Origin of the sequence: Pseudomonas putida S13.1.2, from assembly GCF_000498395.2 — a bacterium.
GTDB classification, from domain to species: domain Bacteria; phylum Pseudomonadota; class Gammaproteobacteria; order Pseudomonadales; family Pseudomonadaceae; genus Aquipseudomonas; species Aquipseudomonas putida_Q.
The window spans coordinates 3,427,692-3,444,886 of record NZ_CP010979.1 but is presented as its reverse complement, the minus strand read 5'-3'; the positions used below and the strand labels follow the sequence as shown (position 1 = coordinate 3,444,886).

General features: G+C 57.9%; 6 protein-coding genes. 4 read left to right on the top strand and 2 right to left on the bottom strand.

Features of this window, described 5'->3' with window-relative positions; translation table 11 throughout:
• Nucleotides 1-165: 165 nt before the first annotated feature.
• Nucleotides 166-2,163 carry a hypothetical protein gene (locus N805_RS15150; RefSeq protein WP_033692017.1) on the bottom strand — a complete coding sequence of 666 codons (1,998 nt, stop codon included), beginning with the start codon at nt 2,161-2,163 and terminating at the stop codon, nt 166-168.
• A 253-nt stretch (nt 2,164-2,416) separates the two neighbouring features.
• The gene (locus N805_RS15145; protein WP_019470654.1) at nt 2,417-7,333 is read right to left on the bottom strand and encodes an RHS repeat-associated core domain-containing protein; all 4,917 of its coding nucleotides are present in this window, start codon (nt 7,331-7,333) and stop codon (nt 2,417-2,419) included.
• Between the two features lie 189 nt (nt 7,334-7,522).
• Between N805_RS15145 and N805_RS15140 the strand changes: the two genes are divergently transcribed.
• Genes N805_RS15140 through N805_RS15125 form a run of 4 tightly spaced genes read left to right on the top strand, consistent with a single transcriptional unit; the run spans nt 7,523 to nt 17,176 of the window.
• Nucleotides 7,523-9,376 (top strand): hypothetical protein, encoded by a 1,854-nt coding sequence (locus N805_RS15140; RefSeq protein ID WP_019470653.1) that lies wholly within the window; start codon nt 7,523-7,525, stop codon nt 9,374-9,376.
• A 50-nt stretch (nt 9,377-9,426) separates the two neighbouring features.
• Nucleotides 9,427-11,979: a hypothetical protein gene (locus tag N805_RS15135; RefSeq protein WP_230685683.1), complete on the top strand. Its 2,553-nt coding sequence runs from the start codon at nt 9,427-9,429 to the stop codon at nt 11,977-11,979.
• Nucleotides 11,976-14,261 carry a hypothetical protein gene (locus N805_RS15130; RefSeq protein ID WP_026034372.1) on the top strand — a complete coding sequence of 762 codons (2,286 nt, stop codon included), beginning with the start codon at nt 11,976-11,978 and terminating at the stop codon, nt 14,259-14,261. Before N805_RS15135 ends, N805_RS15130 begins: the two co-directional genes overlap by 4 nt.
• Before the next feature lie 29 nt (nt 14,262-14,290).
• On the top strand, nt 14,291-17,176 hold the full coding sequence (locus N805_RS15125) for a hypothetical protein (RefSeq protein WP_026034371.1): 2,886 nt from the start codon (nt 14,291-14,293) through the stop codon (nt 17,174-17,176).
• Nucleotides 17,177-17,195: the final 19 nt, after the last annotated feature.

Here is a 17,195-nt window from a genome sequence, read left to right as displayed (position 1 = left end):
GTCCGGTTAGGAAACGGGTCGGCCGCTGCCAAGGGGCTGACCAAGGGCACCAAAGTCTAGGGATTTGGCGACACATTCCTGTAGGAAAAGCCCTATTGTTGGTGTCGACTAATCCTGCAAATGATGGGCTGCGAGTAACCCCGTCAGCCCATCATCGGCACCCTGTCAGGGGGCGGGCGGGATTGGGCATGTCCCTGAGCCGGTACCCAGGCTTACGACGGTCTCGATAGGCTCCGAATGCACGGTCTCGCCGTTGAATTCCAGGCTGTACTGGACGCGACCGCGACCGTCCTGCCCAAAGCCGGTGGGGTCGTAGATTGGCAGGATGTGGTCGTCGTAGGGTTTGACTTCCCAGGCAAACCCGTCCTTCGCCTGGGCCGGCGTGATGGTGACTGGCTCCTGCAATCCGGCGCCTGGAATCGGGTTGTCACCGCTGCGGCCACCCCAGGCGGTCCACGACATGTTCACCACGCCGCCTGAAGGCAGGTATTTATCAAGCGGACCGACAGACACCTTGAAGGCGGGGTCGCCGGCCGGATTTTGCGAGTCTTCCCAAAGCGAGTCGCAGTTGAGCCAGCCTCTAGTGGACGTCCGTTCGAACGCGGCAGGGGCGAGTACGATGGTTACGGCGTCAACATCGACCAAGGCGCTGATCGAGCGTCGTTCGTTGCCGGCCCCCGTTGGCTTGCGAATGGTGTAGTGCACCGGCAGTGCGGCGTTATTGCCCGCCGCCTCGATATAGGTCCAGGGGATGCTCACCTCGATTTCTGGGTCAGCGTTGGTATCGACGGTGTGCTGGGCCTCGGGCACCTGTGTGCCGTTCCAGTAAAACTCCACCAGTTCATCATCCTTGGCATTTTCATAGAGCGTGAACGTGAGCTTGGCAGGTTGGCCTGCGTCGCTGCGGTCCAGCACGTTGGGGGTTTTCGACACCGCACCCTGGACCTCGGGGGCCAGCAGACCAGGGTGAACCGGATTTGGCCAATCAGGGTCGGGGTCGACGGGGCCGGCGACCGAGAAGTCGACATCCACTTCGATACTGTTCGGGCCATAGGGTACTCGATGGCGCAGAATCCGATAGCTGACCGGGGTTGCTACCACAGCGTCGGCAGCGCCATAGGCCAAGCGCAGGTTGTCAGCAGGTATGGAAATGGACACGGGGAATTCGCGTGAGCCAATTTGTTCGACAATTGCTTCGCTAGTTCCCCATGTCACTTCAACGTTGTCAGTGTTCAGATGATTGTCGAACTGCGGTATTTCTACGGTGACACCCGTTTGCGCATCGCCCAGGTCGATCAGGCCGTCTGCCGCCAGTGGCACTACCGGATCTTGCAGGTTGAGGGGTAATTCACCCAGGTTTACATCGACCTCGACGGGCAGCCCAATCATGCTGAGGTTGGTGGCTTTGTCTGCCAGCAGATAGGAAACATAGAACAGGCCATCGCCGAGTGCTTCTATCTTGTCCTTGGCAATCAGTAGTTCTCTATTGGCAGGTAGCGTGCCTTTGTCTATCGGCGTCGGTATTTGGCCTTCCTGAAGAGGCGTAGAGGTGTAAAAAAGCGCGTAGGTATCTTTCGCATCCTGCCCCTCATAGGCAGGAAGTGTAACTTTAAGGCCTGTTGGGTTTGCTGTGAAGAATGCATCGGTGATCAAATTGCCGGCCAACACTGCTTGTGCAGGAAAATCTCTGCCCCACGGCGGTGTTCTGTCAAAAATGAGACTGATGGCGTTGGAGTATTCGGGTGTGTCGTGGTTGTACCTATCGATACGGTATCGAAGTTGTCGCTTGCCATCAGATGGGTACTCTTCTTGAGGTATTTCAGCGGCTAGGGGGAAAGTTGTGTCAGCATCGCACTCATGGGCGATACCCACTTCCAGGAAATCACCTACATTACCCGAGCCGTCCACCCTCGCCATTTCCAGTTGCAGTACGTCGATATCGCCAAAGCCTGTTTCTGGCAGGTTATCCCACTCGTTGATGGAGACCGGCAAATCGGCATCGAGGGCATCCCTGTGCAGCGTGCCGTCAGCGGGATCTACGATATGTTCAACATGTGGATCATCCAATGCCAAGGGCTTGTGCGCAGCCAGTCTGGCAACACGTTGTTTTTGATAATCAAGACGTACCTTGGCTGCAAGCAGGCGTGCCGAGTCGTTGCTCATACAGATTGCTCCCACACATTGGTCGATAAGGGTAACGGGCCATGCCGGGAAGTCGGGTTGGCGCGATACCGGTTGTTGGTGAGATCAGGCTAGCGTGGCGTGGAAGTAGCGGATACTGGTAAAAATGCTAGGTGAGAGGAGAAGTTTGAGAGCGATATATAAAAACCCCGACAGGTACAGTTGTAGTTTCTTGGCTACGAACGTCCTGGCGGGGCGAGCTAGTTTGCTGAGTTGTTAACGTTATAAAATGGGACTAGGAGGGCACACTCGCTCTTGGTGGGGAATTGGGCGCCGCACGGTGAAGGAATCTGTCATATTGAACGTTGTTGCGACGTGAATTTGCGCGGAGCAGATTCTGGTTGCCTGGTTTCGGATTTGGAGGTGGGGGCGGATTTCTATTTTGTATGTTGTTACCTAGCGTCCACCCCGCAATGCGTGAATTACGATTGCTGAACGCCTTCCAAGCCGCACCGCCAAGTGACCGCACTCCATTCGCAAACCCCACGCCAACACTCGCCAGGGCCAGGTACTGCGCCAAATTTGCCGCCTGCTCATTGTTGCCAGCGGCCGCGACTGTCTGTGCTACCGTACTGGCAAGTGCCAGCGCCGCAGTAGCCGTGCTCATGATCGCTCCTGTAATCGTGGTGCCGGCAGCTTGGGCCAGGAAGAACCCCACCACGCCGGCGGATTTGCCCGCAGCAACGGTTGCGGCTGCCGATGTCACTGCAGCGGCCGCCGCTGGGCCTAACGCGCCCACTGCGGCCAGCGATGCGCCTGCGGTGAGCACGGCGGCAATGGTGGCTACTACTCCAATGCCCACCCACATCCACGTCATCCAGCCGCCGCCGCTGCCCCCGCGTCCCAGCCAGTTTGGATCATCCTCGTCGGGGCGCCGTGGCCTGCCGCCGCCCCCCGACGCTGTCATGCCGGTGGGGTCGCGCAGGGCAATCGGGTTGTTCAGGCAGTAGCTGTAGGGGTTCAACTCGCCGGTTTCGAACACGCTACGGGGGTCGGGGCTGTTGAAACGCCTGAGCCCAGGGTTGTAGGCGCGCACACCGCGCCCCAGCATGTACCAGTCACTGCCCTCATCCAGCGCTTCACCGTTGAAGCCCAGGTGGCTGTGCAGGGGCACGGTGGTGTGCCGCTGGCCGTAAGCGCTGTAGCGGATGTCGCGAACCTCGCCGGCGTCGCATTCGGCAATCACACTGTAGCTTGCATCGGTCTGCAGCAACAGCGTTCTGGCGGGTGACTCGCTTTGCTGGGCCAGCGGCATATCGGCATGGAAGCTGAAACGCGTACACATGCCGTCCTGGATGGCCAGGCTAAGGCGGTTCTCATCGAACCAAAGCTGCCTCGGCGGGGCACTGCCTGCCTGGCTGGTCAGTATTTGCCCTTCACCGTCGTATTGGTATAGGTTTTGGCCATCAACCTGCAGCAAGCGGCTTTCTTCGTCGTATTCCAATGGCCGGCCGCGCTGGTCCACCGTCAGGTTGCCGTTTTGGTCATGGCTGAACGTCAATATTTGCGGCGAGGTGCCGGGGATGGTAAGTGTCAGTTTATCCAGCAGGAAACGGTCATCCTCTTTGTAGGTATACGCCGCCATTTCGGTGGAACCGTCTTCGAAAGTGGTCAGGCAATTACGGATGTTGTCGATGCTGTCGTAACGGAAAACCTGCTTGCGGGTTTTGCGTTTGGCCTCGTCCTCGGGTAGCTGGCTGCCGCTGTATTCGACGATGCTGAGCCTGCCCCGCGGGTCGTAGGTAAACGTCTCCATTAGCGCCACGACGTTCCCGTCACGCAACACACGGTTGTCGAGCAGGTTGTCCTTGCCCCACGTCTGCAGCAATGTACGTACCGCCCTCTGGTCGAGGCGCTGGGTGCGGTTACATTCACGGCCGTGGTCGTCGTACCCAAGGGACGTGGTCAGCGTGCTGCCGTTACCTGTGTCGGTGCTGGTGACGGTCATCAGCCTGCCCAGGTCGTTGTACGCGAACGTTGCATGCAGGTTACCCTCGCGGGTGGACTCCAGGCGGCCCCGTTCATCGTACTCGTGCTCGGCGGTCATGCCCCCGGCATCCGTGCGCGACTTCAAGCGGTTGTAGAACGTGCTGACATAGCCTACCGTGCGCTGCGCCTCACCGGGTTTGTCCAGGGTTTCGCCGATCAACTGATCATGCACGTTGTACTGGTAAACACGGTTGCCATTGGCACCCCGTGATTCTTTCATCATGGCCGTGACCGGGTCATAGACGAACTCGGTCTCCGACTTGTTCACGCTGTGGTGGGTGGGGGAGGGTGACAGAGCCAGGTTGTACTGATAATTGATGGTATCGCCTGCGCCGGTGACCCTGGCCTTCGGCACCGATTGGCCAGGTTCATATTCGAGGCCTTCGGTGCGTTTGCCGATGGTGAGCGAAGTCACCTTGCCCACGCCGTTGTAGCACTGCCTGCCCACCTCGAAGGGCGGCTGCGACCCGGCGCTGGAGATCGCCGTGATCGAGGTTGCCCACTCGCCGTCCGTATGGGGCGCATAGCAATGCTCGACGCGGGTATCGTCTGGCAGCACGCTGGCAATCATGCGCCCGAACGCGTCGTATTCGAATGCGGTCTTGTGGTTGCGTTCATCGACCTTGCCCACACATTGCCCGAGGCCGTCGTAGGCCATGGTCTGCTCCGCCTCGACAACATCTTCCAGGCTCAGCCGCTCGACCCGCACGGGTTTCTCGAACGCATTGCTCCAGGTCCTGACCTTTTCACTTTTCAGCGTTTGTTGCGCGACCTGCAACCACGTTGTCTTGCAGATGTTCTTGTGTGCATCTTCTTCGGTGGGGTCAAAAAGCACATGCTCCTGTACGTTATCGCCGCGGATCACCACATTGCGCGCTTCCCAACTGTCGTACAGGTATCTCTGCGACAGGAATTGCACGTGGGTGGGGTAGGGTTGTGCATTCAGCCAGTCGTACTGGCGCTCTTCCACTTCCCGGCCCCTGGCGTCGTGCAGCAGCTCCTTGACCAGGAACAGGCGTCTTGGCGTTTGTGGGTCTACATGGCTGGCCAACGCCTGGTGTTCGCGGCCCAATCCGTCGTACCGGGTTTCGGTAACCACGGCTGTGGGCGAGGTGAAGCGTTGGTAGGCCTGATCCTGCTCTTGCGCACACAGGACGTATTCATTACTGCGCACGGCTTCGCTGTCGTCCCCTCCGGCAACAATTTCATAGACGGGGCGCCGCAGCTTGTCGAGTACGGTGCGGCGCTCAACCTGGTCTTCGTCGATGTTCTGTAGCAGTTCACCCGACAGCAGCGAATGGCCTTCGCTGGTCTGCAGGCTCGTGTTGTCATGGCCTACCGTGGTCAACACAGTTTTGAAAACACTAACCGAAGGCAAGTCATGCAAGCGCTCGTCACGCATCTGGCTCCATTCGAGCGTGTCGAACTGGTAGGCGTATTCGACAACTGTCTCCAGCATTGGCGGCTGGTCGGGTTCGTCGCCAGCCGGGTTGGGGAAGCCAACGACGCGCTTCTTCAGGCGCCCATGCTGCAAAGGCTTTCCCGGCACGGGGTTTTCGCCTTCCTGCTCGTGATAGTCATAGGTGGTAACTTTGAGTGTGCTGTCGCCGCTCGTCAGCGTTTCGCTTGCAAGGCCGCACCAGTTCTCCTGCCGGGTTGCTTCACTGCTGCTGGCCAGCACTTTGATTGCCTTGTAACGGTACGTGGTGACCACCGTCGGGGCGCCTCCCGGGTGCCCGGCCGCAGGCGTCACGGTTTTCGTATGCAGGTCACATACGAACCTTTCAGCGTTGCCAGGGTAGCCGTCGTCTCCGTTCCGGTACCAACGGGAGGTTTCCACAATGCCATTAGCTGCTTTTTGCGTCAGCACATTGCCGAAGTCGTCGTATGTGGTGGTGACTTCTTCTTCACGCTGGCGACTGCTGTCGAGCAGACGCCAGCGGGTTTGCACCTTGACTGGAAGCTGGCAGGCGTTGACCTGTTCTTCGAAGCGCCCGGCCCTCAGGTCATACGAAATGGTTTTCTCTTCGATGTTGTTGCCGATGACCTCGGTTTTATCGGCATTCAACCTGCTGCCGCGATACACGGCCTCACGTGTGTTCAGATGAAACTTGTTGAATTCGCGCACGGTGCTGCGCACCGGTTTGTCATCGACCCAGAGCGTCTCGGTGGTGGCGTAGTCATAGTCCATCGCCTGGCGGAACAGGTTGTCCAGGCCGTCGTCGCGCCAGTCCAGCCTTACGTTGCCCCCCAGGAAATTATGGCCGTTGCTGGAGTAGGTGTAACGCGTGTCGATCGCCGGTTGCCCATGGCCCGGGTGTTGTACGTGCCGGGTCACCCGCGGCAACGGAGCAACGCCCGAACCGATCGGGAACTGGTGGCCGCCATCACCGTAGGCAATCTCCTCCAAACCGCCTGCAGGGGTGCGGACCGTACTGATGCAGTCTACGTTTCGCACGCGGTCATAGGTGAAGCGCCAGCTTGCCAGGTTCTCGGTGGGCAGTTCGATGCGGTCTACCCGGTTGTTGGTACCCAATACCATGGTGTAGGTGGCGCTGCCAGCGTCCGAGGGCAAGGTCAGCCCGACCCGGTTGTCGGTGCGACTCACGTCCAGCAGGGTGACACCCCGCATGTCGGTGATCTTGGTCAACATCGGGAAGCCGGCATGAAGGCCGTACTCCAGGTCAAGCCAGTGCCCCTGACGGCTGAAGATACGGGTCGCCACAGCCCTGGCCTGTGCGCCCGAGCCTTTTGGTTCGAGCACCTCCACCATGCCGGAACGGTGCACTACCCGCCAGCGGTTCTCAGCGTCCTCGTAAAGATGGAACGTGTCGATTTTCTTTTCCGACATTGTCAACTGGTCACCGCCGACGCGGCCATCGGCTTTGAAGGTTTCGCCGTTGGCCAGTGAAATGATTCGGCGTCCGCGGGCGGGGTCGAACTCGGTGGTCGGCAAGCTCCAGCCGCTGCCATAACCACGGTCGTGCGGGTTCAATGGGCTGTAGCGTAAATACAGGTCGATTTCAGGCGCCAGCAGGTCACTGCCGTTAAACGCGGAAAGCTCAACGCGGAAGGTATAGAGCCCTGTGCGCGGGTCTACACCATTTTGTATGTGGTTAAAAAAGTTGAATGCATTGGAACTGATGCTGGATTCGGTCGCCATGAGGTGCGCTCCGGAGGCTGTAGGGTACGGAATTTCATGAGCTTGGGTCCCCACACTAACAAACGCCGCCGCCGCCGCCACCTGTTAAAAGTGCTAGTTCCGGCCGTGCCGGCACAGGTGTACAAAGTCCCCATCGTGGTCGGCAAGCGAAGCAAGTACCGATTAAACAGCTACTAAGGGGATAAGCAAATGGACGACGTTTGCAAAAGTCAGGTTTTTCAAAAGGGCGCCGATGAAGCCGCAACGGCAGCGCTACCGGCACCCACTATTCCGCTGCTGGACGGTGACTCGCTGGACCTTGACAAACTGGGGTCTGAAGATCTCAAGACTTATATAAATTATCCGGGCCTGGCCCTGGGCCATGTGATATCGGCGCGTTTTTTTGGGTGTGGTGCAGCCGGTGAGATATTTGATCGGGACCCAACGGCACAGGTGGTGGAAAGGTTGGAGCCTGACGGCAGTTTCCTGGTCGAGGTAGACAATGCCCTGTTAAAAGGCCTGGATAAAGGGGTCGCTTTCTACTCGTATGCTGTTATCTCTCGTTTCAAAGAGGCATCCACGTTGCGTCACGTGGAGGAAACCTCTACCCGGTTGTTATTTTATATTAACAAGCAGGTTGAGCCCGCATTGTCGGTGCCATTGCCACACTTTGTGGACAGTGATGGGCTTGAAATTGATTTGTCGCGAGTGACGGGGGATGGTCAGGTCATTACCTCCAATTATCCATTCATGGCGGTGAATGACAAAGTGGTGCTTTCATGGAAAGACGAATATGGTTATTCAGAGACTTTCACAAAACCGCTAATTAAGGAAGATTTGGACGAACCTCTGGTGTGGCGGATTGATTCGGCCAATTTGCTGATGGCTGGCGCCTGGTGCGAACTGGCGTATTCCATCCAGTATGAGAGCGGTGGGGAAAGCCATTCACCTGTGCAGCGCTTCGCTATCGTAACCAGTGGGAGCGGGCAATTACCCAGCCTGCCGGCACCTGAAGTACCTGGCCACAGTGGCGGCATGCTCGACCCAAGCCAGTACCTGCAGGGGTTGCCGGTGACGGTGGAAGACTATGGTGCGCAGGTCGGGGATGAATTGTTGCTGACAGCCGCCGGTAAGCGAGCTAGCCTCGCCACGCTTCGCGTTGATAGTTCGATAATGGACAGTGGTCGCTTGCATTTCAAGGTGCCGGCTGATTGGTTGCAGCAGCATGTGGGGGAGCCAGTAAAACTGACCTGGCAATGGGCCCGGCTGGGCGCGGCTGCGGACTCCCTGCCATTGGATCTGGTGTTGCGTAAACCGCTGGATCTGAAGGTTCCATTTGTTGAAAACGCCACATCGAAGGATCCGGAGAATGATGAGGAAGTGGACCCGGACATGGTGCAGTTCGGCTTCATGTTCCCTGACCGGCTCAGGCAGGGGGCTTATGCCCAAGTGCCTGTTGAGTCAGACACAGGTAACGGCAAGATTACCATGCATTGGGAAGGGTTTGGTACAACCGGGAAGTACAGCACAGACACGCCTACCGCTGGAAATAATTTAAGGTTCCAAATTCCTAGCACCGCAGTGCCTGCAAACTTCGGCAGACGCGTCAAAGTGTTCTACACGGTAGAAGACGCTGAGGGTGTAACACAGCCGTCACCTGCGTATGGCCTTAAAGTTGAAAAACTGACGGCCACTGATTTTGAAGCCGTTCAGTGTCCGCACTATCCGACGGGAAATATTTCGCTATCAAGGGTTACGACAAGCGTCACGTTTGAGTTGAGTTCAAATAGTTGGCGCTTCTTCGCGGTCGGGCAACAAGTGCGTGTTTATGTAAAAGGCAGGGCAAAGCCTGGCGGGCCGTCACTGCCGGACGAAGTGATTCGGGATGATGTGCCGGTTTCTGAAGATGAATGGTTCAATGACGAGTTGAAGATGGACCTGGGCAAGGCCTATCTGGAAAAGCTTGAACTCAATACGGCTTTCAATGTGTACGTGGAAGTCAGCTTCGATGAAGGCGTCACGTTCGTGCCAGGCAAGTCGGCAGAGTTTAATTTAGTACCCTGATGCTGGTAATCACTGCGTGTGTCTGTCGCGAATAGGCGCGGCGTACCGCGGTGGGTGATGATAAATATTACGAGGGTGACGAAATGGCAGAGTATAACTTTAGTGAATTATATGCGTGGTTAAAAGAACAACCGCGCGCCCTGGGTTGGGGGATGATTTCCTTCATGGACCGGAAGAAGTTGAACCTTCTTCTGCTGCAGGCTTACATACAGCGCTTCAAAACCAGCGCTTACCTGCCACCGATCACCGGGAGTATTCCAAATGGCGATGACCGGCGCTTTGCGCTGAACCAGTTCACACTGGATTGGCCACGGTTAGGCTTTGCGGGCATGCAGGCCAATGACTCCAAAGCGGGTTTGACGATGCAGGTCATGTCGGGCACACAGCTGGGTTTGCGCTTGAGTGGAGCGGACTGGCACGTGCGGGAAATCCGCGAAACCAGCCCGCTGCAAGGGCCCGAACTTAGCTTGGACCTGCTGCTTGCCAATGTACCTGGCGTGGTTGGCAAAGAGGGGCGTGTGCGACTCGACCTGAAAGAAAGTTCAGACTTCAAGTTGGAAGTGTCCAGCGACGCTGGCGAGCAAAGGCTGGTGGGGGAGTACTTCAAGCAAAAGTTCGAGGCTTTGCCGGATGCACAGCGTGTATTTCCGCTTGGCCAGATCGAAGCAGGCGGCAACCCGTTGCTGCGAGCCACATCATTTGCCCTGCGCACCCAGGCACGCGAGCGTGACCCGGAAGATGACGAGGGGGCGGTACTCGCGCTGCTGTGCTACGAGGGAGATGATCAAGGGAATATACCCGGGCGTGATTTTCGTTACCTGATTCCCAAAGACAAGGCGTATGACGCTACGGTGCTGTTTGAACCCACGCGAATCATGCTGGCGCAGCTGCTTGAGTCCTTGAAGGGGGTTGTAAACGACGTCGAGTTCAGGCTGGTTCGCGACGACAAGGGCAAGCTGATAGGGGCCATTGCTTCGCGTGGGGAAATGGTGATCCCCGAACAGGAACTGACCCATGAGTTCGACACCGATGCTGACGATTTTGGGCGTTCCCGCCACATGACATTGAAGTTCAAGGTGTTTGAGATTGTCTTGGAAATGACCGACGCATTCGAAGTGTCGATAAATGGCCAGGATGTTGAGGTCACGTGGGAGGTTACAGGTGTCATGGCCGTTGAGCCATTGGATCTGGATGATGATACGGGGCAGGTAGGAAGGACTATACGCACGTACATGGACTCTTCAGATTTTTACAAGCGCACTGAGGATGATTTTAAATATGTCTTCAAGAGTTTGTATGAACTTGAGGATGTTGAAGGCGGTATTTTGAAGTCCAAGGGTATCGAAATGCTGGAGTACAAGGCGCCCGCCCCAAAGATTGGGGAAATCAAACCGCCTTCGGTACCCCCGCTTGATCCAATAGAAGCGTACATCATAGCTGCTTTGTTTTTCTGGCTGCTTCTGCCGATGATAGCCGTCATGATTATGCTGGAGGGCCTTCTCAGAGCAACTGGAGAAACCGAATTTCCCAGTGTTGAGTCAATCTTGCGCGATGCGTTTGAGAAAAACTTCCAGTTCTCCCATTCCCTCAAGGAATTGGTCGATGAAACGATCAAACTCTACTTCGGCAATGCCCTGATCGGCCAGGATCAGTTCGCACCGCGTGAAATCGCCCTCTTTGGTGCTGTGAACCCGGCAGCCACCGCCTTTGCCGTCGACCCTATGGAGCATACCTTGGCGGTGGCAAGCTCACCGAAACAGTTCAATACGGTCCCGGCGCACCCCGGCAAGCTACGTTGGACATGCGAGCCCGTGCTGGCCACTGTAGCAAGCGATCAGATAGGCGACATCAACCCGGATACGGGCCTTTATACCCCGCCTCGTGGGCAGGATTTTGATGGGGCGTTTGTACGGGTGCGCGTCCACGCAGAGCACAAGGACACCGGTTTTAAAAGTTCAGCGTTGATCACCGTGGTGAAATCCCGCGTGCAGATCAATCCGTTGGCTTATGTGACGCAGGTAAACGGCACTGTCGATTTGCAAGCCGGTTACCTTGGCGATGCCAACAACTTGAGATGGGCAGATCCCGCGTATGGAAAAGTGAACGCAAGTGGCAAAAGCGCGGTGTACACCGCCCCGGCGAACATGCCTCCCCTTGACCCGGCCTACCCTGATGAACTTGCCGCCTTTACCGTCGACGAAATTGTGCTGAGCGAAGCCGGGGCAAACGGTTCGGGTCATACCGCATTGGTTATCACCGAGAGCGCCATCAAACAACCGATGCAACTTCTACGGGAAGTTGATCCTGTCGCTGGCACGGTGAAGTTGACAGCCGTAATCAACGGCAGGGAGCAAGATCCTGCAAAGATCCAATGGGAGGTAAAGTACGGCTCGGGTGCTGTTGACCCCGCCACGGGTGTGTATACCCACGATACATCCAGCAGCGATCAATTTGCCCTGATTACGGCAACGTTCGACACCCAGATCATTGGCATCTTCGACGGTTATGCACTGCAAACCCTGCCCCCGGCGAGGCTGGAAGATGCAGTGCAGGGGGTGGGTGCATTTGAGGTGCAGAAACATCCAGAGGGAGTGAAGTCATGAGCCAGAACAAACCCGTGTTACTGAGTGACTGGCTGCCCACCAACCCGGACCTGTTGAATTGGGACAGCATCACAGGCCTGTCGCTGGCGGGTGGTAATACCGCGCTAAGGCAAACCCATGCAATCCATTTGAGCCAGGGGCATGAAATAGAGGGTGTTTCGGGCCAGCTTGAAATGGCCATGAGCGATATTGTTTATCACTTTGCGGGTTATCAGTTGTCGGGGCCGCAAGTGGACATTTCACGCGTGGCCTACGAAAGCGCCAGGCTGGACATGGTCGCCAATCTGTACGGTGGAACCCTCGTCGAAACTGAAGACACCTACAAGGTGCGCAGCCTTTCCGAGCATGACCCGCTGCTGGGCCTTGAACTGAGGCAACAGGTTCGCGCCGATTTCAAGGATGGCGCGTTGGTGCTGGATATGTCCAAGGGCGAAAACATGCGCCTGGCCGTGAGCGATGAGGAAAGCGTACGGGGGCAGGCGGGTGAGTGGTTGCGCGAGCAACTACCCGCAGAGGCCGAAAAACTCGATTACGTCATGGTCAAAGGTGTGCCGGGGCAGGCGGAACTGGAGTTGAAAACCGCCTACCTTGGCACCCAAGCCGATGCTCAAGGCAAGGGCGATACGTTGGTGGTATTTGCCTCTTCGCAATACGGTAGTTCAGGTAACTTCCCGAATGCGAATGGCGATTTCCCCAGGCTCTTGCCAGACACCCACCTGCCTGATGCTGCGCTGCAGTTGATCAGTTCACGTCTGATGCATCGCAATGCCTTCCTGCCAGGCTTCACCCAGCTGCTTGAGGAGGGAAGCTTCAGCCATCGCATGGAAGATGGACGGCTGGTAGAAGTGGTTGCCGACGCAGGCACGTTGCGGATACCCGCTACCACTTACCAAAGCAGTGGGTTCACCTTTACCGGTGAGGCCTTCCGCCTGGACGCGGCAGGTGGGTTCCAGGCCACGTTCGAGCGGGACATGGCCACCCAGCACTGGAACGCTGAGTGCACGGTCAGTTTCAACTGTCTGCCCCACGGTGCCGATGTGCCGAATGAATATACGGCAGATTTCAGGGTGTCCTTACACCATCGCTTCTACTTGCTGGCCTCCGCCGAGGCCGGCCAGGGCTGGCTGGAAGGGCAGTTTTTCTCGCCTTGGCCTGAAGCACAAGAAGCACATGTGCTGCGTGGCCTGCCCGAGGGTGATGAGAACGCAGAGCTCAGGTCGCAGGCAGAAGATTTTGCCGCTTACGCAGTGAAGCGGGCCATATTGCTGGCCATTGCACAAAAACTCGACGCTGAGGCACCGGAGCGCTGGGTGGGTGCGCTGGCGTTCGGGGCTGCCCATAAAATTCAGCCCGAGCCTGCCGGCCTGGCGTTTCCGGGGGCCTTGTCGGTACCGGGGGTGCTGGGGAGCGATGCCGGGTTTGTCATTCGTGACGATGCTGTGAACATGCCTGCGGGTGGCTTTCATGAGTTCAACGTTGATAACCCGCAAAACCAGACGCTGACCTGGATGGCCGAAGCCCTCCCCGGTGGGCCCTCGCATCCTGGCACTTTTGACGATGGCAAATACCGGGCACCGCCCGCGCACACCCTGGAACGGCGTTCGGGCCAGGTGCTGGTGGTCGCCTCCAATGAAGCGGGGCAGCGCAGCGTTGCCATCGTCACGGTGGTGCGTCAGGCATTGTCGGCCAACCCGTACATCACCGTGATGCAAGCCGGCACGCAGCGCCTGCTGAGGGCTGGCGTGCTGGACGGTGCGTCACTTGATGCCAAGCCTTTGAAATGGACGATGGTCAATCACGACCCCGCCCACAGCGGTGAACAGGAAGAACAGGACCAGGGGCGGCGTTGCCTTTATACGGCCAAGGCCGCCGACCCTGGCAAGCACGATACCTACTGGTTGGAATCGTTCGAGGTGGAGCTTGAAGAGCCCTCTGCAAAACAGAGCGTGCATGTGCTTGTCACCCAGAGACCTCCGGGGATGGTTGTGGCGTTGGCCGAGGAAGCCAAGGCCGATGGCAAGCTGCAGTTCGTCGCCTATGTGAATGGCACACGGGTAGATGCCAAGTGGAGGCTGGGCGTGGGCACGGGGCAAATCGACCCCGACACTGGCCTTTATGAGCCTGCGCAGAGCGGTGCGCAATCCCCGGGCATTCTGGTTTTTGCAACCTTCGACTCAGGTGACTTCGGTGTGTTCGAAGGGCACCAGATCATGCCGTTGCAGGCCACCCGCTTTACCGGCTTGAGCCGCCAGATGCTGGCGCCGAAGGCTCGCTCGGTATGACCACCAGCGCTAATTTTCAGGAGAGTGTCATGTCTGTAAATCCTATCGAGCATGTGCTGGCGCGTATGGACAAGCGCAACATTACCCAAGGTTGGGGCGCCGTCGCGGCGTTCAGCCGCTCGCGCCTGAACGACCTGCTGCATGAACAGTACCGGCAGCGCCTGGGTACATTGAGTTTCCTGCCGCTGTTCAATGCCGACGTGTACCACCAGGACCATATCCGTACCCGAAGCGTGCTGCGCAAGATCGAGTTTGGCGCGCCGTTGCTGTCGTTTACCAATGCCTCGCTCACCGATTCCAGGGCGCAGCTTACCTTCCCCATCCTGGCGGGGGTCTACAGTGTGCAATCGCCACTTGCCGAGAACCTGCTGACGCGCTTCATCATCGATGAATCAATGGGTTACTCACTGGTGATTTCGGTTGAGCTTCGCCTGGTGACCGGTGAAGTCGACCGTCGCGGCAGGGTCACCCTGGACCTGGCCGAAGCGTCCGGGTTCAGCTGCAACCTGGCTGGCGAAGACCTGCACGTCAATGGCCTGATCGCTGCAGCCATGCAGGAACAGTTCGAACAGTTGCCCGCGCACCGGGGCCAGTTTGAACTCGGTATGCTTGACTTTTCGGGCTACTCGCCACTGTCGCCCACGCACTTTCGCATCCTGACGCAGCCGGCGCCAGGCGCCCAAACCCTGGGTGCAGCGAATTACGGTGACGGCGCGGTGCTGACGTTCATTCAACTGCGCGCTAACACGGGCCCGGGCAGGCTGCCTGAGCATTCATTCCCCTACCTGATTCCTGATGATCTCAACGACGATGGCAGTGAGCGCTACTCGGCGACCATGGTCGTGGACAAAGCCCTGCTTGAGCATGTGCGTGATGATCGGCTGGATGTGTTGGCATCGATACTGTTCGCCACGTCGCACAAGTTTGTCGAGCGGGAGCGGCATACACCACACGACCTTGCGGTATTTGGCAACATTGCAGCGGTCCCCCCCCTGTACAGCGTTGACCCGCAGACACAAACGGTGCGTGCGGGCGACTCGGTGAAATTTACCTTGCGCAACCAGGCAGGGCATGAAGTGCCTGCCACCCAATGGTCTGCCCAGAGTCGCCAGAGCCATGCGGCCGAGGGGGATGGCAAGATCGACAGCAACGGTATGTATCAGGCCGTCGGGGTCGAGGGCATCGGCCACCACAGCTTGACGATCGTGATTACGGCAGAACTTACCGTCGGTAACACTACCCATCGGGCGAGCGCGCAGGTGATCGTGCAGTTCGAGCAAGTGCAGGTGGCGCCGCGGGTGGGTGTGTTTGCCTCGCGTATACCCATGGCCCTGGGTGCCGCCATGCCGGTAGATGATATCGAGTGGTCTCTGCTTGGCACCGAGCGTGGTCAGCTTGCCCAGACCCACGGCAACCGCACCGTCTTCACCGCCGATAACGCTGCCAACCGGCGCCAGCTGAGTGTTCAGCAGGTGCAAGCCAAAGGGGGCCAGCAGCGTATGTCGGCGCTGGTCATGCTCAATGGCTTGCAGTCGATGGTCATTGACCCTGTGCGTGCCCAGGGCCTGGAGCCGGGCGAGGTGGTGACACTGGCGGAACGAGACCCGGCGTTGCTGCCTGGCGCACGTCGGCGCTGGCAGCTGATTGGGCCAGGTACGCTTGATGAAGCGGGTAACTACACAGCACCTTCGGGCGACGAACAGGGCACCAGCGTGGTGACCTGTGAGTTGGTGCAAAACGGCGTGGTGCTGGCTGCCGGCTACAGCCTGTTGGAGTTTGGTGAAGCAAAACTGGATGCGGAAGGCACCTGGCTCCGGTTGGTCAGCTACAAGATCAGTATACCGGGCGGGGGCGAGCAGGGCGCCAAGGGGGAATTGCTGAACAACGGCTTCCAGTCATTGCGCCTGCAAGCCGTTATCGAAACCGAAGCAGTAGACGGCAGGTTCTATCGGATCAGTGCGGATGAGCGCGCGAGCATCACCTTGAACAACTTGATCAGTAAACAGCGACTGGTTGCGCTCAATGATGATAACCCGAGCGGTGGCATAGAAAAGGGCTCCAATTTGATATGGGCTACCCGCAAAGTAGCAAACCGTTTCGAGCTGTCCTATGCACAATTGGCCGAGGGTGCCCAGCCAGCCAATGAAGAGGCCATTACCCGACAGGATATTTATCTTCACTGCGCCGAGCGGGCGGGGGGGGCGACAGAATTCTACAGTACGTTCCATGTCGATCTCGGAGGAACAGAGTCTTCCGATGATGGTAGCAATGGGGTGGGGACCAAGGTCGAAGTGATACCCAAGGCGCCCCCTAGCTTCGGCAATGAAAACTATACGCTGACGCGTGTACGTGTGGAGGGCGGAACGGGGGACCCGAACGACCCCGGTGACCCCGCTTTCGACCTTTGGTTAAGAACGCTGGATTATTGGGTGTTCAAGTTGGCGGGCAGCCGCTTCGAGACCGTCGAGTTTCTGGAGCAGCAGAGATCGGACCCGCACGTGAGCCAATCCGCAATACGTTGGGAGTCCGAGCACCGTAACGAGATCATGTTCAGTTTTACCGGTTCCATCTTCCGGGACAAATTGGCCAGGGACGACGAGAAGTGGCAAGCCGCGGATGTCAATGTTCAGTTTGACGATGACCTTGTCACCTTGATGGCCAGCCGCCCGGAACTTCGCACCCAAGTAAGTCTGACGAACTTTGAGGAAGGCAGCCTGGTAATCACTAATCATCGGGTGCCGGATTTCGCTTACAGGCCATCGGGCACAGCTGAGCGTGACCACCTTGCGCGCAATGTCGTGGTATTACTGCGTGACCAACAGGGTAATGCGCACTACCGGCGATTTGCCTATAGGCCAGCCGGCACTTCCGGTCATCGGCATTACATCGAACACAGCCTGTTCACGCCAGTGTGAAGTTTGTCTGCCGCCTTCC

Bases quoted from the DNA above. Each gene is read 5' to 3' on its own strand.
- N805_RS15140 (WP_019470653.1), top strand. From the start codon at position 7,523: ATGGACGACGTTTGCAAAAGTCAGGTTTTTCAAAAGGGCGCCGATGAA.
- N805_RS15125 (WP_026034371.1), top strand. From the start codon at position 14,291: ATGTCTGTAAATCCTATCGAGCATGTGCTGGCGCGTATGGACAAGCGC.
- N805_RS15145 (WP_019470654.1), bottom strand. From the start codon at position 7,333: ATGGCGACCGAATCCAGCATCAGTTCCAATGCATTCAACTTTTTTAAC.
- N805_RS15150 (WP_033692017.1), bottom strand. From the start codon at position 2,163: ATGAGCAACGACTCGGCACGCCTGCTTGCAGCCAAGGTACGTCTTGAT.
- N805_RS15130 (WP_026034372.1), top strand. From the start codon at position 11,976: ATGAGCCAGAACAAACCCGTGTTACTGAGTGACTGGCTGCCCACCAAC.